General features: G+C 65.8%; 20 protein-coding genes. 5 read left to right on the top strand and 15 right to left on the bottom strand.

Features of this window, described 5'->3' with window-relative positions; all coding sequences use genetic code 11:
• Window positions 1-19: 19 nt before the first annotated feature.
• From hisA to hisB, 3 genes are all read right to left on the bottom strand, one after another.
• Entirely contained in the window at window positions 20-769 is a 750-nt protein-coding gene (gene hisA / locus C662_RS10560) for a 1-(5-phosphoribosyl)-5-[(5-phosphoribosylamino)methylideneamino]imidazole-4-carboxamide isomerase (protein WP_002928550.1), read from the bottom strand.
• Between the two features lie 43 nt (window positions 770-812).
• The gene (gene hisH / locus C662_RS10555) at window positions 813-1,451 is read right to left on the bottom strand and encodes an imidazole glycerol phosphate synthase subunit HisH (protein ID WP_002928544.1); all 639 of its coding nucleotides are present in this window, start codon (window positions 1,449-1,451) and stop codon (window positions 813-815) included.
• 67 nt (window positions 1,452-1,518) lie between these two features.
• A complete protein-coding gene (gene hisB, locus C662_RS10550; protein ID WP_002928543.1) occupies window positions 1,519-2,106 on the bottom strand; it encodes an imidazoleglycerol-phosphate dehydratase HisB in 588 nt (195 codons plus the stop codon).
• A gap of 176 nt (window positions 2,107-2,282) precedes the next feature.
• Here hisB and hisC point away from each other — a divergent pair, with 176 nt between their 5' ends.
• Entirely contained in the window at window positions 2,283-3,356 is a 1,074-nt protein-coding gene (gene hisC / locus C662_RS10545) for a histidinol-phosphate transaminase (protein ID WP_002928540.1), read from the top strand.
• Window positions 3,357-3,399: 43 nt separating this feature from the next.
• Here hisC and hisD read toward each other — a convergent pair whose 3' ends face one another.
• A complete protein-coding gene (gene hisD / locus C662_RS10540) occupies window positions 3,400-4,707 on the bottom strand; it encodes a histidinol dehydrogenase (protein WP_002928535.1) in 1,308 nt (435 codons plus the stop codon).
• A 10-nt stretch (window positions 4,708-4,717) separates the two neighbouring features.
• Entirely contained in the window at window positions 4,718-5,362 is a 645-nt protein-coding gene (gene hisG / locus C662_RS10535) for an ATP phosphoribosyltransferase (protein ID WP_002928533.1), read from the bottom strand.
• A 164-nt stretch (window positions 5,363-5,526) separates the two neighbouring features.
• Here hisG and rnk point away from each other — a divergent pair, with 164 nt between their 5' ends.
• Window positions 5,527-5,934, top strand: coding sequence for a nucleoside diphosphate kinase regulator (rnk, locus tag C662_RS10530; protein ID WP_002928531.1), 408 nt, complete (start codon window positions 5,527-5,529; stop codon window positions 5,932-5,934).
• Between the two features lie 127 nt (window positions 5,935-6,061).
• Here the strand turns inward: rnk and murA are convergent, their stop codons facing one another.
• The 10 genes from murA to C662_RS10480 are packed head-to-tail and all read right to left on the bottom strand — an operon-like array spanning window position 6,062 to window position 13,229.
• On the bottom strand, window positions 6,062-7,312 hold the full coding sequence (murA, locus tag C662_RS10525; protein ID WP_002928528.1) for a UDP-N-acetylglucosamine 1-carboxyvinyltransferase: 1,251 nt from the start codon (window positions 7,310-7,312) through the stop codon (window positions 6,062-6,064).
• A 7-nt stretch (window positions 7,313-7,319) separates the two neighbouring features.
• Window positions 7,320-7,577, bottom strand: a complete 258-nt coding sequence (locus tag C662_RS10520; protein ID WP_002928523.1) for a BolA family protein — start codon at window positions 7,575-7,577, stop codon at window positions 7,320-7,322.
• A gap of 12 nt (window positions 7,578-7,589) precedes the next feature.
• A complete protein-coding gene (locus C662_RS10515) occupies window positions 7,590-8,363 on the bottom strand; it encodes an ABC transporter permease (protein WP_198291802.1) in 774 nt (257 codons plus the stop codon).
• Between the two features lie 37 nt (window positions 8,364-8,400).
• Window positions 8,401-9,297: an ABC transporter ATP-binding protein gene (locus C662_RS10510; RefSeq protein WP_002928516.1), complete on the bottom strand. Its 897-nt coding sequence runs from the start codon at window positions 9,295-9,297 to the stop codon at window positions 8,401-8,403.
• Window positions 9,294-9,569, bottom strand: coding sequence for an STAS domain-containing protein (locus C662_RS10505; RefSeq protein WP_002928513.1), 276 nt, complete (start codon window positions 9,567-9,569; stop codon window positions 9,294-9,296). Before C662_RS10505 ends, C662_RS10510 begins: the two co-directional genes overlap by 4 nt.
• A 14-nt stretch (window positions 9,570-9,583) precedes the next feature.
• Window positions 9,584-10,237, bottom strand: a complete 654-nt coding sequence (locus tag C662_RS10500) for an MlaC/ttg2D family ABC transporter substrate-binding protein (protein WP_002928510.1) — start codon at window positions 10,235-10,237, stop codon at window positions 9,584-9,586.
• Between the two features lie 9 nt (window positions 10,238-10,246).
• Window positions 10,247-11,080: an MlaA family lipoprotein gene (locus tag C662_RS10495; protein ID WP_002928508.1), complete on the bottom strand. Its 834-nt coding sequence runs from the start codon at window positions 11,078-11,080 to the stop codon at window positions 10,247-10,249.
• A 27-nt stretch (window positions 11,081-11,107) separates the two neighbouring features.
• On the bottom strand, window positions 11,108-11,575 hold the full coding sequence (gene mlaD, locus C662_RS10490; RefSeq protein WP_002928504.1) for an outer membrane lipid asymmetry maintenance protein MlaD: 468 nt from the start codon (window positions 11,573-11,575) through the stop codon (window positions 11,108-11,110).
• Window positions 11,575-12,369 carry a lipid asymmetry maintenance ABC transporter permease subunit MlaE gene (gene mlaE, locus C662_RS10485; protein ID WP_386040592.1) on the bottom strand — a complete coding sequence of 265 codons (795 nt, stop codon included), beginning with the start codon at window positions 12,367-12,369 and terminating at the stop codon, window positions 11,575-11,577. The genes mlaD and mlaE overlap by 1 nt, the downstream gene beginning before the upstream one ends.
• A gap of 5 nt (window positions 12,370-12,374) precedes the next feature.
• Complete coding sequence (locus tag C662_RS10480) at window positions 12,375-13,229, bottom strand: ABC transporter ATP-binding protein (protein ID WP_198291892.1); 855 nt, start codon at window positions 13,227-13,229, stop codon at window positions 12,375-12,377.
• Between the two features lie 197 nt (window positions 13,230-13,426).
• On the opposite strand from C662_RS10480, the gene C662_RS10475 reads away from it, so the two are divergent.
• From C662_RS10475 to C662_RS10465, 3 genes are read left to right on the top strand one after another with little or no spacing between them, the layout of a single operon-like run.
• A complete protein-coding gene (locus C662_RS10475) occupies window positions 13,427-15,175 on the top strand; it encodes a type II secretion system protein GspD (RefSeq protein ID WP_002928499.1) in 1,749 nt (582 codons plus the stop codon).
• Window positions 15,172-16,872: a GspE/PulE family protein gene (locus tag C662_RS10470; protein WP_002928497.1), complete on the top strand. Its 1,701-nt coding sequence runs from the start codon at window positions 15,172-15,174 to the stop codon at window positions 16,870-16,872. Before C662_RS10475 ends, C662_RS10470 begins: the two co-directional genes overlap by 4 nt.
• Window positions 16,869-18,065, top strand: coding sequence for a type II secretion system F family protein (locus tag C662_RS10465; RefSeq protein ID WP_002928493.1), 1,197 nt, complete (start codon window positions 16,869-16,871; stop codon window positions 18,063-18,065). The genes C662_RS10470 and C662_RS10465 overlap by 4 nt, the downstream gene beginning before the upstream one ends.

Below are 18,065 nucleotides of genomic sequence, written 5' to 3'. Positions count from 1 at the left end.
CTGCGCTCGCTCGGAAGAATCATTCGGTCACACCGTTGAGCTCGTCTGCACGCGCCTGGGCGGCAGCGAAGTCGAGCGTGCCTTCGTAGATCGCCCGCCCGGTAATGGCGCCGAGGATGCCTTCCTCCTCGACCGCACACAGCGCATCGATGTCGCGCATGTCGGTGATGCCGCCGCTGGCGATGACCGGTATGCGCAGCGCACGTGCCAACCGCACGGTGGCCTCGATATTGACGCCCGACAGCATGCCGTCGCGGCCGATGTCGGTGTAGATCACCGACTCGACACCGTAGTCCTCGAACTTCTTCGCCAGATCGACGACGTCGTGCCCCGTGAGCTTGGACCAGCCGTCGACCGCCACCTTGCCGTCCTTGGCATCCAGACCGACGATGATGTGCCCTGGAAAGGCACTGCAGGCGTCGTGCAGAAAACCGGGATTCTTGACCGCGGCAGTGCCGATGATGACGTAGCTGATGCCGTTGTCGAGGTAGTGCTCGATGGTATCGAGATCACGAATCCCACCCCCGAGCTGCACGGGAATGTCTTCGCCGACCACGTCGGTGATCGCACGAATCGCAGCGCCGTTCTTGGGCTTGCCGGCAAAGGCGCCGTTGAGGTCCACCAGGTGCAGACGACGGGCACCGGCGTCGAGCCAGTGGCGCGCCATGGCGCCCGGATCTTCGGAGAAGACCGTGGCGTCGTCCATTTCGCCTTGCTTCAGGCGCACGCAGTGACCGTCCTTGAGGTCGATGGCGGGAATGAGCAGCATACCGGGAGATATAGTGTGACTGAAAGTGGGTCGGATCCGGCGCTCAGGGCTGCCAGCGGATGAAATTGGCGAGCAGGCGCAAGCCCGCTGCGGCGCTCTTTTCCGGGTGGAACTGGGCGGCGAAGATATTAGCCCGCGCTACCGCACTGGTAAAGCGAAGGCCGTAATCGGTCTGGGCAGCAACGATGTCGTCATCGGCCGGCGCAACGAAATAGCTGTGCACGAAATAGAAGCGCTCACCATCGGGAATGCCGTCCCACATCGGGTGCGGCTGGCGCTGCCAGACCTCGTTCCAGCCCATGTGCGGAACCTTCAGGCGCAAGCCGTCCGCCCCCTGCATGGCCGCATCGGGAAAGCGGACGACCTCGCCGCGCAGAATGCCGAGCCCAGGGACGTCGCCTTCCGCGCTGTGATCGAACAACATCTGCTGGCCGATGCAGATCCCCAGGAAGGGCTTGCTGGCAGCAGCCTGCATCACCGCGGGACGCAAACCGCGGGCATCCAATTCACGCATGCAATCGGGCATGGCTCCCTGACCGGGAAAGACGACGCGCTCTGCAGCAGCGACGCGCGCGGGATCGGACGTAACGAAGACTTCATGGCCGGGCGCCACATGCTCGATCGCCTTGGCGACGGAGCGCAGATTACCCATGCCGTAATCGAGGATGGCCACGATGGTCATCGGTTTGACTCGCAGTTGAACGGGTGGGCGGCCGCTGCCGTGGGCCGCGAAGCGATGCGAAAGCGACTCAGAGCGCGCCCTTGGTCGAGGGAATGGTGCCGGCGGCACGCTCGTCGTGCTCGGCTGCCATGCGCAGGGCACGCGCAAAGGCCTTGAACACGGTCTCGCACTGATGGTGGGCGTTGTCGCCACGCAGGTTGTCGATGTGCACCGTGACCCCGGCATGATTGACGAAGCCCTGGAAGAACTCGCGCGCCAGATCCACATCGAAGTTGCCGATGCGGGCACGGGTGTACTCGACGAAGTAGTGCAGCCCCGGGCGCCCGGAGAAATCCACCACCACGCGCGACAAGGCCTCATCCAACGGCACGTAGGCGTGCCCGTAGCGACGCAACCCCTTCTTGTCACCCAGCGCCTTGGCAAAGGCCTGGCCGAGCGTGATACCGACATCCTCGACGGTGTGGTGGTCGTCGATATGGGTATCGCCTTCGCAATGGATGTCGAGATCGATCAGGCCATGGCGCACGATCTGGTCGAGCATGTGATCGAAGAAGGGCACGCCGGTGTCGAGCTTACCCTTGCCGCTGCCATCGAGGTCGATGCGCACGGTGATCTTCGTTTCGAGTGTATTGCGAGTGACTTCGGCTTGCCGCATGACTGACTGGAGGCTGGAGAATGTAAGGTTCGGAGCATGATAACATCGCCCGACAACTTGGCTGCAATGCACAATCCATCGCCGTGATGGCGCCTGGCTATGGCAGACGCAGCCAGACGCAGCCCAATCCGCCCGCAGATCCAACAGGCTTGCCGCCTGCACCGAGCCCAATCCGCATGAGCCGCTTCTGGAGCGCCGTCGTCCACGGCCTGACCCCCTACGTTCCGGGCGAACAGCCCAAGCTCGACAACCTGGTCAAGCTCAACACCAATGAGCATCCCTACGGCCCCTCACCCAGGGCGCTGGAGGCGATCCGCGCGGCGACCGGCGACGGCCTGCGCCTCTACCCCGACCCCAACAGCGATGCGCTCAAGTCGGCGCTCGGCCGTCGTCATGGCGTGCAGCCGCAACAGATCTTCGTCGGCAACGGCTCGGACGAAGTGCTGGCACACGCTTTCATGGCGCTGCTCAAGCACGAGCGCGCGCTGTGGTTCCCGGATATCACCTACAGCTTCTATCCGGTGTATTGCGGGCTGTATGGCATCGCACAACGCACCATCCCGCTTGCTGACGATTTCTCGATCCGAGTCGAGGACTACCTGCCCCAGGGCGACGAGCGTCCGGGAGCAATCATATTCCCCAACCCCAATGCACCCACCGGCATGCCGCTCGCACTCGTCGACGTCGAGCGCATCGTCGCCGGCAACCCGGACGTCGTGGTGGTCGTGGACGAAGCCTATGTGGACTTCGGCGGCGAGAGCGCGATCACGCTGATCGACCGCCACCCCAACCTGCTCGTCACCCACACCTTCTCCAAGAGCCGCTCTCTGGCAGGCCTGCGCGTCGGCTACGCCGTAGGCCATGTCGACCTGATCGAGGGCCTGGAGCGGGTCAAGGACAGTTTCAACTCCTACCCGCTCGACCGCCTGGCGACGGCGGGCGCAGTGGCATCGGTAGCGGACGAGGCCCACTTCCAGGACAGTTGCGCCAAGGTGATCGCAACTCGCGAGAAGCTGGTGGCCAGCATGCAGGCACTGGGCTTCGAGGTGCTGCCATCAGCGGCGAACTTCATCTTCGCCCGCCATCCCGGTCGCGACGGCGCCGAGCTGACCGCGGAGCTACGCAAGCGCGCAATCATCGTGCGCCACTTCAAGGCTGCGCGCATCGATCAGTTCATGCGCATCACGATCGGCACGGACGAACAGTGCGGTATTCTGGTCGACGCGCTGAGGGACATTCTCGGCCGCTGAAGCGGCCCTGAACCAGGCCGGCGGCCTGGAGCCGCCGCCGGGGTCAAACCTTCAGCCGCATCTCCGCCGAGCGCGCATGCGCCTGCAGGCCTTCGCCATGAGCAAGAATGGACGCGACCTTGCCCAGGTGCTGCGCCCCGGCCTGCGAGATATTCACGATGCTGGTGCGCTTCTGGAAGTCGTAGGTGCCGAGCGGCGACGAGAAGCGCGCACTCCGCATGGTCGGCAGCACATGATTGGGGCCGGCGCAGTAGTCACCCAGCGCCTCCACCGCCCAATGGCCGACGAAAATCGCGCCAGCATGACGGATGCGGTCGATCCAGACCTCGGCGTTATCCATCGACAGCTCGAGATGCTCGGGCGCGATCCGGTTGGCGATGGCGCAGGCCTGCTCCAGGCTATCAACGTGAATGAGTGCACCACGATTGGCCAGCGACTTGGCGATCGTATCGCGGCGCGGCATGGTCGGCAGCAGCCGATCGATCGCTTCATGCACCGCGTCAATGAAGGCCACATCGGTGCACAGCAAGATGGACTGCGCAAGCTCATCATGTTCAGCCTGGGCGAAGAGATCCATCGCCACCCAGTCCGCATGCCCCGAGCCATCCGAGATGATCAGCACTTCCGAGGGCCCTGCGACCATGTCGATGCCGACGGTACCGAACACCCGACGCTTGGCCTCGGCCACATAGGCGTTTCCCGGACCGACGATCTTGTCCACCTGCGGGATGGTCTGCGTGCCATAGGCCAACGCCGCCACTGCCTGCGCGCCGCCGATGGTGAAGACACGATCCACGCCGGTAATGGCCGCAGCAGCCAGCACCAGCGGGTTTTTCTCGCCACGCGGCGTGGGCACCACCATGATCAGCTCGCCGACGCCAGCCACCTTGGCCGGGATCGCGTTCATCAGCACCGAGCTCGGGTAGGACGCACGCCCACCCGGCACATAAAGACCAACGCGATCGAGCGGTGTCACCTTCTGTCCCAGGCGAGTGCCATCGGCTTCGGCAAACTCCCAGGATTCGCCCTTCTGGCGCTCGTGGTAGATGCGCACGCGATCGGCGGCGATGGTGAGCGCCTCGCGCTGCGCGGACGCCAGACTGTCCAGGGCCGCATGCAACTCCGTCCGCGGCAACTCCAGCGCCCCCATCGAATGCACATCCAGGCTATCGAAGCGTCGGGTGTACTCCACCACCGCAGCGTCGCCGGTAGCGCGCACCGCGCGCAGGATCTCGGTCACCGCGGCATCGATGCGCTCGTCGGCCTCGGATTCGAAAGCGAGCAGGGCATCGAGCGTGGACAGGAATTCGGGCTCGCGCGCATCGAGGCGGCGGATGGGCGTCTGGCTCATGAAACAGTCCTTACGGTTTGATCGCGCCGGAAAACGCTTCGAGTACCGGCTGCAGCAGATCGCGCTTGAGTTTCAGCGAGGCCTGATTGACGATCAGGCGCGAGCTGATCGGCATGATGTCCTCGACCTCTTCCAGATTGTTGGCACGCAGCGTGCCGCCAGTCGACACCAGATCGACGATGGCATCGGCCAGCCCGACCAGGGGCGCAAGCTCCATCGAACCGTAGAGCTTGATCAGGTCAACATGCATGCCCTTGCCGGCAAAGTGCGCCTTGGCGGCATTGATGTACTTGGTGGCAACGCGGATGCGCCCTCCTGGACGCGTGGCCGCCGCATAGTCGAAGCCCTTTTGTACCGCAACGCACAGGCGGCACCTGGCGATATTGAGATCCAGCGGCTGGTAGAGTCCTGCACCGCCATGCTCGATGAGCACGTCCTTGCCCGCGATACCGAGGTCGGCTGCACCATACTGGACGTAGGTCGGCGTGTCGGTCGCGCGCACGATGACCAGGCGCACGTCGGGCCGGTTGGTACCGATGATGAGCTTGCGCGAAGACTCCGGATTGTCGGTTGGTACGATGCCGGCTGCAGCGAGCAGCGGCAGGGTTTCTTCGAAGATGCGCCCCTTGGACAGGGCGAGCGTGATGCTGGACACGTGAAAAGCCTTGGTCTGGTCGAGTGCGCATTGTAACCCGGCGCCGCATCTGTTAACCTCTGCCTCGACTGGCTGAACCGCAAGTGGCGGTTCGGCCTTTTCTTTTGCTTCGCCTCCATTACAGCCGTATGGCCGGCGAACCCCGCTTGCAGGAAGCCCGTACCATGAAACCGTCGATCATCGTCTCCAGCAACGACCTCGAACGCCTCGAGGGCCTGCTTACCCTCCCCGCCTTCCGCAGCCGCAGCGACCTGGACGGCCTGCGCGCGGAGCTCGAGCGTGCCGACGTGCGCGAACCGCAGGACATGCCGGCCGACGTCATCACCATGAACAGCCGCGCCCGTTTCCGCGAGGAAGGCACGGGCCGTGAGTACGAACTGACGCTCGCCTACCCCAAGGACGCCAACGCCGAGGCACAGCGCGTATCGATCTTCTCGCCCGCTGGCAGCGCACTCCTCGGTCTGTCCGCCGGGCAGTCGATCGACTGGATCACACCCGACGGCAAGGCGCTGCACCTCAAGGTACTCGAGGTTACGTGGCAGCCCGAGGCGAACGGCGAATACGAACTCTGACCGCGCGAACTCTGACCGCGCGAACTCTGACCGCGCGAACTTCGACCGTGCGAGCTTCGACCGCAGCGCCCACAGACCATTGATCCAGGTCCAAGGGCGCGCAAGCAGAGCTGCCTTGGCGCGCGGATCAGCCCAAGCGCCTGACCTTCGCCCCCAGCGCAGCGAGCTTCTCCTCAAGGCGCTCGTAGCCGCGGTCGAGATGGTAGATGCGCTCGATCGTGGTTTCGCCTTCCGCCACCAGGCCGGCCACGACCAACGAGGCCGAGGCACGCAGGTCGGTCGCCATCACCGTCGCCCCCTCGAGCTTCGCCACCCCTTGCACCACCGCGGTATTGCCGTCGATACGGATATCGGCCCCCAGGCGCTGCAACTCGACCGCATGCATGAAGCGGTTCTCGAAGATGGTCTCGCGGATCATCGCCACACCATTGGCCACGCAGTTGATGGCCATGAACTGCGCCTGCATGTCGGTCGGAAAGGCCGGATAGGGTGCAGTACGCAGACTCACCGCGTTGAGCCTTGACGGCGCCGACAGGCGGATCGCGTCACGCTCGGACACAACCTCGCAGCCGGCATCCATGAGCTTGTCGATGACCGCGTCGAGGTAGCACGACGAGGTCCCGGTGAGCCGCACCGAACCGCCGGTGGCCGCGGCCGCGCACAGATAGGTGCCGGTCTCGATACGGTCAGGCATGATGCGATGGGTCGCACCATGCAGGCGCTCGACGCCGCGAATGCGGATGACGTCGCTGCCCGCGCCGGAGATCTGCGCACCCATCGCCACCAGGCAGTTGGCCAGATCGAGAACCTCGGGTTCGCGCGCGGCATTCTCGATGACGGTGACGCCATCGGCGAGCACGGCCGCCATCATGAGGTTCTCCGTCCCGGTCACCGTCACCATGTCGGTGAACAGACGCGCACCCTTGAGGCGCGGCACGGTCGCATGCACATAGCCATGCTCGACCCGAACCTCGGCACCCATCGCCTGCAGGCCCTTGATATGCTGGTCAACCGGACGGGCGCCGATCGCACACCCCCCCGGCAGCGACACCCGCGCCTCGCCGCAGCGTGCCACCAGGGGCCCCAGCACGAGGATGGATGCGCGCATGGTCTTGACCATGTCATAAGGCGCAACCGGGTTGTCGAGCCCCGAGGCGTCGAGCGTGACGGTGTCACCCGCGCGCTCGACCTTCACCCCCATCTGCGCAAGCAGTGCGAGCAAGGTGCCGATATCCTTGAGCTGCGGCACATTGGTATAGGTCACCGGCTCCGCAGTCAGCAGCGCGGTACACAGGATGGGCAGCGCGGCGTTCTTGGCGCCGGAAACAGCGATCTCGCCCGACAGGCGGGCGCCGCCTTCGATCAACAGCTTGTCCATGAAGCGATCACATCCCCAGTTCGCCGCGACCCTCTTCCCACTGCGCGGGCGTGAAGGTCTGCAGTTGCAGGGCGTGGATCTCGTTGCCCATCAATCGGCCCAGGGTTGCATAGACGGCCTGGTGCTGGCGCACCTTGGGCTTGCCCTCGAAGGCGGCGCTCACCACGATGCCGCGGAAATGCACGCCATCCTCACCCTCGATGACGACCAACTCGCAGGGCAACCCCTGCTCGATCAGGCGCTTGACTTCGCTTGCTTCAAACATGTCTTGAATCCTTTACGAACGCAGCTTGTACCCCCTGGCCAGCATCGCCAGGGTTAGCGCCGCGAGTACGACGAAACAGGTGCTCACCACGCCGAGCGAAAGCCAGGGCGAAGTGTCCGATTGACCGAAAAACCCATAGCGGAACCCGTCGATCATGAAGAAGAACGGGTTGAAATGCGACACGTCCTGCCAGAACTGCGGCAGCGAATGAATGGAGTAGAACACGCCCGACAGCATCGTCAGCGGCATGATCAGGAAGTTCTGGAATGCGGCGAGCTGGTCGAACTTGTCGGCCCAGATGCCAGCGATCACGCCGAACGATCCGAGGATCGCGCCACCCAGCACGGCAAAGCCGAGCACCCACAAAGGGTGAGCCATCGGCAGTTCGACGAAGGGCGTTGCCACCAGCAAGACCCCGGCGCCGACCATCAGCCCGCGCAGGATGGAGGCGATCACGTAAGCGGCAAAGAACTCGCGATAGGACAGCGGCGGCAGCAGTACGAAGATGATGTTGCCGGTGATCTTGCTCTGGATCAGCGACGACGAGCTGTTGGCGAAGGCGTTCTGCAGCACCGACATCATCACCAGCCCGGGCACCAGGAAGCTGGTGTAGGCGACGTCGCCATACACGGTCACATGGCGGTCGAGCACATGCGAGAAGATGAGCAGGAACAGCAGCGCATTGAGCACCGGTGCGGCCACGGTCTGGAAGCTGACTTTCCAGAAGCGCAGCGTTTCCTTGTACAGCAGGGTGCGGAAACCGGTAAGCGGCGACTCGGCCACCATCGGCTCGATGCGCGCACGCACGGCGCGAGGCTCGACATCAGGCACGATTCATTACCTCAACGAAGACGCGCTCGAGATCAGGCTCGCCGAGCTGCAGCTCGCGCACGCCGGCGCCCTCCTCGCGCAGGCGTGCAAGCAGCCCCTCGACCTCGGCGTAGGCGTCGAACTCGAATACGATCCAACCCTCTGCGTCCGTTCGCCCCCCGGCAGCAAGTGCCGCACCGGGCTGATCGACCCGCACACGCAGGCTATGCGTGGCAAAACGCCGCAACAGATTTCCGGTGGTATCGAGTGCCACCACCTTGCCCGCCTTGAGCATCGCAATGCGCCCGCACAGGGTCTCTGCCTCTTCGAGGTAGTGCGTGGTGAGGACAATGGTGTGGCCGTCGCGGTTGAGCTTGCGGATGAACTGCCACAACCCCTGGCGCAGCTCGACGTCGACGCCCGCGGTCGGTTCATCGAGCACGATCACCGGCGGCCGGTGCACCAGGGCCTGCGCCACCAGCACACGTCGCTTCATGCCGCCTGACAGCGCGCGCATGTTGGCCTGCGCCTTATGGCTGAGGTCCAGACTGGCGAGGATTTCGTCGATCCAGTCGTCGTTGTTGCGGATGCCGAAATAGCCCGACTGCATGCGCAGCAGCTCACGCACCGAAAAGAATGGATCGAAAACCAGTTCCTGCGGCACCACACCCAGGTTGCGGCGAGCATTGCGGTAATCGGCCACCACATCGTGCCCCATGATCTCCAGGCTACCCGCATCGGGGCGCACCAGGCCGGACAGCGCAGAGATCAGCGTCGTCTTCCCGGCACCGTTGGGCCCGAGCAGGCCGAAAAACTCGCCCTGCCCGATCTCGAGGTCAACGCCACCCAAGGCCTGAAGCGTGCCGTAGCGCTTGGCAACGCCGCTGATGCGAATCGCAGGCAGGCTCAAGCGCTACCCTCTACAGGCAGCAATGCATCGATGTCGTACAACCGTGACAGACTGGCCAGCCCGGCAGGCAGACCACGAACCGAGAGCGCATACCCCTCCGCCCGCGCGCAGCGCATCCACTCGAGCAGCAAGGCGAGCGCTGACGAATCGGCCGCGGTGACGGCAGAGAAATCGACGACGAGGTCGCCCGCCGCCGCCAGCCGCCGCCCCTCCTCGAGCTGCGCGGGCGCCGACTGCATGGTCAGCTCACCAACGGGTGCGAACACGCGCACCGCCGCCTCTCCACTCACGAGGCAGCTCCCGCGCCCGCGGGCGCCAGGCCCTGCTCGGTGGCGAGCGCGTTGTTGCGAGATTCGAGCGCGCGGATCAGGCCGTCGATGCCACCGCTGCGGACCTCCTGGCTGAAGCTGCTGCGGTAATTGGTCACCAGGCTGACGCCGGCGACGACGACGTCGAACACCTTCCAGCCCTGCTCGCCCTTCTCGAGCATGTAATCGATACCGATCGGCTGCGCACCCGGACGCACGACCTCGGTGCGAATCTGCACGCGGGTATCGGCCGCTGCAAAGCGCGACGGCGGGAACACCACACGCTCGTCACGGTACTGGGTGAAGGCATTGGCATAGGTACGCACGAGCAGGGTACGGAAGCCCTCGATCAGGCGCGCCTGCTGCTCGGGCGAAGCGTCACGCCAATCGCGCCCCACGGCGAGCATGGTCATGCGACGGAAGTCGAAGTGCGGCAGCACGAGCGCCTCGGCCAGTTCGACCACGCGTCGGATGTCACCCGAGCGCAACGCGACATCGGTGCGCACGATCTCGAGGACTTCGTTGGTGACGTCGCGGATGAGCACATCGGGGGCCTTGGGCTCCGCCGCCGCGGCCACGCCCGGCAGCAATCCAGCGAAGAGGAAACAGACGAGGGTGATGAACTTGTTCATGTGCTTGCTTTATCGGATATCGGTTGAGGACAAGGCCGGCGCATCGAGCTCGGCGAACTCGAGGCGCTCGACCGCGGCCGCTGCGGCGGTGTCGACCTCATCACCAAGCGGCACCGCCGACTGCTCATCGAAATCTTCGTACACCCGCTCCACCTGTCCATCACTGACTTTGTAACGGCGTTGCTGGAGATAGAAGTCGCGCACGAAGGCATAGCGGTCGACCGCCTTTTCATCCAGGGTGCGCTCGGTGCCGAGCAGGGTGGAGCGCTGATGCACGATCTGCGTGGCGCGCACCGTGTTGCGCGTCGGCACGTGATCCATGCGCAGCGGCATGTTGCCCATCATGTCAGCCGGCATGGCCACAGTGTCACGCACGGTGCGCGGCCCGAAGAAGGGCAGCACGACGTAAGCGCCCTCGCCCACCCCCCAGCGGCCAAGCGTCTGGCCCAAATCCTCATCGTGCTTGGCGAGGCCGGCCTCGCTGGCGATATCGAGCAGACCGAACAGCCCCCAGGTAGAGTTGAAGGCGAACCGCATGAAGTCACTCATCGCCTCTGCCACCTTGCCCTGCAACAGGTTGTTGAGCCCGATCCAGGGGTCGGCGAGGTTACCCAGCACGTTGCCGACGCCGGTGCGCACTGGACGCGGCAAGACCGCTTGATAGACCTCGGCCGCGGGCTTGACCACCACCTTGTCGACCTGCTCGTTGAAGGCGAACATCGCGCGGTTGTAACCCTCGAGCGGATCGTCGGGATTGGCGGTGGTCGCACAGCCAGTCGTCAGCACGATGGACGCGGCAAGCACGGCAAGGCCACGCTGGCCGGGAACGGGTCTGGTACGCATTGTTGTTTTCTCCCGAACGATGTTTGCTTACTGCGCCGGCGCATCGGCCGCGCGGTCGAAGAGGAACTGACCGATGAGCTTCTCGAGCACGACGGCCGACTGGGTGATCAGGACGCGATCGCCGTCCTTGAGCATGTCGATGTCGGCCCCAGCCTCCAGGCCCACATACTGCTCGCCAAGCAGGCCGGAGGTCAGGATCGAGGCCGTGGTGTCGGCAGGAAAAGGGTAGCGCGCATCGAGTTCGAGCACCACGACGGCGCGATAGATCTCGGTATCGAAGCGGATACTTGCAACCCGCCCGACGAGCACGCCCGAACTCTTGACCGGCGCGCGCACCTTGAGCCCGCCGATGTTGTCGAAGGGCGCCTCTACGCGATAGGCCGTGGAGGCATCGAAACCGGAAAAATTCGCCACCCGCATCGCCAGAAAGATCAGCGCTGCAAAGCCCAGCGCCACGAAAATGCCGACCCACAAGTCGAGCGTCGTACGGCTCATCATAGCCCCCGGAACATGAAGGAAGTGAGGACAAAGTCCAGCGCCAGGATGGCGAGCGCGGAGGTCACCACGGTACGGGTGATCGCCCGCGAGACGCCCTCGGCCGTGGGCTGGCAGTCGTACCCCTCGAACACCGCGATCAAAGACACCACCGCGCCGAACACGAAGGACTTGATCACACCATTGACCACGTCATAGCGAAACTCGACGGTCGCCTGCATCTGCGACCAGAAGGCGCCGTCGTCGACGCCGATCACCACGACGGTGATCAACCAGCCGCCGAAGATGCCCATTGCCGAGAACAGGGCCGCGAGCAGCGGCATCGACAGCACGCCGCCCCAGAACCGTGGCGCCACCACACGGGCGATCGGGTCTACCGCCATCATGTCCATCGCCTTGAGCTGCTCGGTGGTCTTCATCAGGCCGATCTCGGCGGCGATTGCCGAACCTGCCCGGCTCGCGAACAGCAGGCCGGCGATGACCGGCCCCAGCTCGCGCAACAGCGACAGCGCCACCATCACCCCGACCGCATCGGCCGAGCCGAAGCGCTGCAGGATGTCGTAGCCCTGCAGCCCCAGCACCAGGCCAACGAAAAATCCCGACACCGCGATGATCAGCAGCGACAGTACGCCGCTGAAGTAGAGCTCGCGGATCGTGAGATGGAGTCGCCGGATCGACTGTCCGGAGGCGAGCAACACGGCGAGCAGGAAGCGGGCCGCAAAACCGAGCCGCCAGATACCGCCGATGGTGAGCGCGCCGATGTGGCGCAGGCCGCTGGCCAGCGCAGCGAACATGCCGTTCATACGCCCCTCCCGCCGAGCAGGCTGTCGATCGGTGGCGCCGGGTAATGGAAAGGCACCGGACCGTCGGCCTCGGCATTGACGAACTGGTGCACGAAGGGGTCGCTGGAAGCACGAATCTCATCCGGCGTTCCGCGCGCGACGATGCGGCCGTCGGAGACGAAGTAGATGTAGTCCACGATCTCGAGCGACTCATGCACGTCGTGGGTAACCATCACGGAGCTTGCTCCGAGCGCGTCATTGAGCCGCCGTATCAGCTGGCCGATGATGCCCAGCGAGATCGGGTCGAGGCCGGCGAAGGGCTCGTCATACAGAATCAGCATCGGATCGAGCGCCACCGCCCGCGCCAGCGCCACGCGACGTGCCATGCCGCCCGAAAGCTCGCCCGGGCTGAGTGTCGCCGCGCCGCGCAGCCCAACGGCCTGCAGCTTCATCATCACCAGGTCGCGGATCATGCCTGCGGGCAGGCTGGTGTGCTCGCGCATCGGAAAAGCGACGTTGTCGAACACGCTCATGTCGGTGAACAACGCACCGAACTGGAACAGCATGCCCATGCGCCGGCGCAGCGCATAAAGCTCCGCACCCGAGAGGCTCGCCATGTTGCGCCCTTCGACCTCGACCGCACCCGACGAAGCGCGCAGCTGCCCGCCGATCAGTCGCAGCAGCGTGGTCTTGCCACAACCGCTGCCCCCCATGATGGCCACCACCTGGCCGCGGTGCACGCTCAGATCGATGCCGCGCAGGACCTGACGCTCGCCATAGGCGAAACGCACGTCGCGCAGCGAAACCAGCGGGGCGGAGGGCTCGGGGGGAAGGGACACGAGAGGTAGACGGGACTGAAAAAAGCTTCGCATTGTATCAGAGCGGTCCGCGACTGAGCGGCGATGGTGCTGCAACGCAACACCATCGCCTGGCCCCGCACCGAGAGCGTGACCAGACAAAGAGCGCTTCTGCCGCAGGCACTTGCAACAGACCACCCAAGGCTGCAGGCGTTCCCGAATTATCCCAATATCGTATTCCAATTGGCACCGAATGCATTTAGCATTACGACATGACCCGATGCACCTTCGCCCCTGCTCGTCTCGCTGGCATGGCCATGGTCTCCGCGCTGATCGCCGGATGCACCCCACTCGCCCCCGCCCGGCTGCCACCGGGGCACCTCCACGCCACGGGTACGGCTGCGCTCGCCACCTCCCCTGCAGCAACGCAGACCGCCGAAGAAACAGCGCCAACGCATGAGCCGACGCCCGCCACGGGCTGGACGGGCACCTCCACCCCCGGCATCGACGCGGCAGCACCCGAGCCTGTCGAAACCTACTCCCTGTCGGTCAACGACCTGCCCGTACACCAACTGCTGTTCGCGATCGGCCGTGACGCCGGGCTCGAACTCGACCTCCACCCGGGCATCGAGGGCCGGGTCACCATCCATGCGGCCGGCCAGCCACTCGGTCTGCTGCTCGAACGCATCGCGGCACAGGCAGAGATCCGCTACGAATTGCGCGGTCGCCATCTCTCGGTCCGTCCCGACACCCCATTCATCCGCAGCTACGCCCTCGACTACGTAAACCTCAGCCGCGAGATGCGCGGCTCGGTCGCCACCAGCACGCAGATCGCCACCACGGGCGCCCACCAGCAGGGCGCTGCCAACACCGCCGGGAACACCTCGGTGACCCAGATCGAGACCCGCGCCAGCAACGACTTCTGGAACTCGCTCGAGATCAGCCTGGGCGCAATCCTCGAGGAGGCTGGCGGCACGCCCCGTCCTTGCCGCACCAACAGCGCCGGTCCGTGCAGCGCCGACGTCATGGTCAACCGCGAGAGCGGCGTCGTCACCGCACGTGCAAGTGCACGCCAGCACGCACACCTGAAGGCCTTCCTGGACCAGGTCCAGCAAGCAGCGCGCCGACAGGTCATGATCGAAGCCACCATCGTCGAGGTCACGCTTGCGGACGGCTACCGCCAAGGCATCGACTGGACGCGTATCGGCGTGCCGGGCTGGAACGTGCGCCCGCGCGGCACGGGCGATGCCGCAAGCGGACTGCCCACGCTCAGCTACTTGTCATCGAGTGCAGACGTGCAGATCGAGCTGCTCGAGACCTTCGGCACGGTGAAGGTCCTTTCCAGCCCGCGCCTTTCTGTGCTCAACAACCAGACGGCCATGCTCAAGGTGGTCGAGGAAGTGGTGTATTTCCTGGTCGACAGCACGACCACCGAGTATGACGACCGCCAACAATCGCGCATCACCGCAACCACCACCCCGCAGTCGGTCTCGGTCGGCATGGTGATGTCGGTCACGCCACAGATCAGTGCCAACGGCGAGATCACCCTCAACGTGCGCCCCACCATCTCCGGCATCTCGGGCTTCAAGGACGACCCCAACCCCTCGCTGCGCAGCATTCCAAATCGCGTGCCGCAGATCCGCACGCGCGAGATCGAGTCCATGCTGCGCCTGCGCAGCGGCGAAACCGCCGTGCTCGGCGGCCTCATGGAAGACCGCGTCGACCTCGATACCGGCCGTATCCCCTTGCTCGGCGACCTACCCGTGGTCGGCGAACTATTCACTCGCCGCGCCAACGCAGTGCGCCGCACCGAGTTGCTCATCTTCCTGCGTCCGCTGTTGATCTCCGAACCCGGAATTCACGGCGACTACGCCGGTTACGCCACACACCTCCCCGCCGACGACTTCTTCACCCGCGCCCCCTCGCCCGGTCAGCGCAACTTTCCCACCATGCCGCTGCGCCCCACAGTGCTGCCGGCTGCTTCCCCAGCCGCCACGGCGATGCCAATCACCACGCCATGAACGCACCCCAATCCATTGGCCAGACCCTGCTCGCCGCCGGCCTCATCGGCGAGGATCAGCTGCGCATCGCCCTGCGCGAACAGCCCGCGCGCCGCCAGCCGCTCGGTCGGGTGCTCGTAGACATGGGCTTCGTCAGCGAGGCAGCCCTGCGTGAGACCCTCGCCACACGCAGCGGGCTGCCCTTCGTGGATCTCTCGGTTGCACTCGCCGACCCCGACGCCGTCGCTCGCGTACCGCAGGCACTTGCCCGCCGCCACCGCCTGCTTCCACTGCAATACGATGCCGCTCGCCACCGCCTGATCGTCGCCATGGCCGATGCGCATGACATCGTCGCCCTCGACCGCCTGCGTGGCGAGCTGGGCCCCGACGTGCACATCGAACTCCGGCTGGCCGGCGACACCGAGCTGGGCCGCGCAATCGACCACCACTACGGTGAAGCAGGCTCGATCGAGGATCTTGTGCGGGCGCTCGAATCGCGCACACCGTCCGAGGTGCGCGACGGACAGCTGGTCGTGCGCCTCGTCGATGCGCTCCTCGCCGACGCTGCCGCGCGCGGCGCATCCGACCTCCACTTCGAGCCCGAACCCGCATTTCTGCGCATCCGCCACCGCATCGACGGCACACTGCGCCAGGTACGGGCAATCCACAAGGCATGCTGGCCGGAGCTCGCCGTGCGCCTGAAGGTCATGGCCGGCCTGGACATCGCCGAATCGCGCAGCCCCCAGGACGGCCGCATCAGCGTCGCCGTCGGCGGCCGCGCCATCGACTTCCGCGTCGCCACCCAGCCGACCTTGCATGGCGAGAACATCGTGCTGCGCATTCTCGACCGCGACAAGGGCATCGTCCCCCTTCCCGCGCTCGGCCTGGACAAGGACCAGGCGGCCACGCTCGCGCGCATCCTCGGCCGCCCCGACGGACTCACCCTCGTTGTCGGGCCAACCGGGAGCGGCAAGACCACTACGCTCTACTCCATCCTCAACCACCTCAACACCGAGGCGGTCAACATCATGACCCTGGAGGATCCGGTCGAGTATCCGCTCGCCATGATCCGCCAGACGCAGATCGGCGATGCCGCCCGCCTGGGCTTTGCCGACGGCGTGCGCGCCCTGCTGCGTCAGGACCCCGACGTGATCCTGGTCGGCGAGATCCGCGACGCCGACACCGCCGCAATGGCCCTGCGCGCGGCACTCACCGGCCACCAGGTGTTTGCCACCCTGCATGCGAACTCGGTATTCGGCGCCCTGCCGCGCTTGCTGGACATCGGACTCAACGCCGAACTGCTCGCAGGCAACCTCGCCGGCATCCTCTCCCAGCGCCTGGTGCGCTGCCTGTGCCCCCACTGCCGCACAGCCCATGTCGCGGACGGGGCCGAGCGCGCACTGCTCGGCCTCGCCACCGACACCGCCACCCCCGCTCTGTACCGCGCCGCAGGCTGCCCGGCCTGCGACTTCCGCGGCTATCGCGGGCGGCGCGCCATCTTCGAGATCCTGCATCTCACGCCCGAGCTCGACGAGCTCATTGCGCGCAAAGCCAGCCCCGGCATGCTCCAGGCCGCGGCGCGCGAGGCAGGGCATCGCAGCCTGCTCGAAGACGGTCTGCGCCGCGTGGCCGACGGCACCACCTCCCTTCACGAACTGGCGCGCGTGGTCGATCTGGGCCAGGCAGGCAAGGCGGCCGCGCGCGGGGCGTGCGCATGACCCTCTTCAGATACCGTGCGCTCACCCTCTCCGGCACGCGTCAACGCGGCCGCATGGAAGCCACGGACCTGCGCGACCTCGAGCAGCGCCTGCACGCAAGCGGGCTCCAACTCATCAACGGCGAGCCCTGCCGCATGATGCTGCCACGGCGGCGCCTGCCGCGGCGCGAGCTGATCCCCTTCTGCTACCAGCTCGAACAGCTACTTGGTGCCGGTGTCCCCCCGTTCGAGAGCCTCGCCGTGCTGCGCGATTCACACCCCGACAGCCGGGTCAAGAATATGGTTTCGGGGCTGCTCGACGACATCGAGAACGGCTGCCCCCTGTCGCAAGCGGCGGCCCGCCAGCCGGGCGCGTTCTCGGCCGTCGCCGTCAGCCTGCTGCGCGCGGGCGAAGAAGCCGGGCGCCTGCCCGAGGCCGTGCGCGACATCGGCAGCGCCCTGGCGCGCGACGAGGCGCTCGCCGCGCACGCACGCCGGATCGCGATCTACCCGGCGATCGTCGCCAGCGTGCTGCTGCTGGCCGTGGTCGTCGCCCTCACCCAGGTCGTACCCGAACTGGAGAAGCTGCTGCGCAGCAGTGGGCAAGTACTGCCGCTGCAGACACGGCTGCTCGTCGGCCTGTCACAGGCGGTGCGCGACTGGGGCGGCTACGCGCTGCTGGCGCTATGTGCCGGCATGGGTGCGTCATGGCAGGTGCTGGCCCTCTCGGCAAGGCTGCGCACCCACGCCGACGCACTCATCCTGCGCCTGCCCGTAGTCGGCGACATCCTGCGCAAACTCGCGCTTGCACGCTTTGCCGGCCTCTTCGCAACCCTCTACACCGCCGGGATCAACGTCATTGACGCACTGCGCGCGAGTGAGGGCGCCACCGGCAACCTGGCCCTGCGCGAAGGCCTGCGCAGCGCGCGGGACGCCATCGAGCGCGGCCGCCCCATCTCGACCGCCTTCGAGGCCGCAGGCATCTTCCCGCCTCTGGTCACCCGCATGCTGGCCCTCGGCGAACAGACAGGCAGCCTCGACAACGCCCTCCACAAGCTCGGCGAGCTTTACCAGCGCGACGTCAGCGAGGGCACGGCTCGCCTGCAGGCGGTGGCCGAACCCGCACTCACCCTGTTGATGGGTGGCCTGCTGCTCTGGATCGCCAGCGCAGTGCTGGGGCCGATCTACGACATCATCACCCGCCTGCCGGTCTGA

Origin of the sequence: Thauera sp. 28, from assembly GCF_000310145.2 — a bacterium.
Taxonomy (GTDB): domain Bacteria; phylum Pseudomonadota; class Gammaproteobacteria; order Burkholderiales; family Rhodocyclaceae; genus Thauera; species Thauera mechernichensis.
This window is presented reverse-complemented; position numbering and strand designations above follow the sequence as displayed.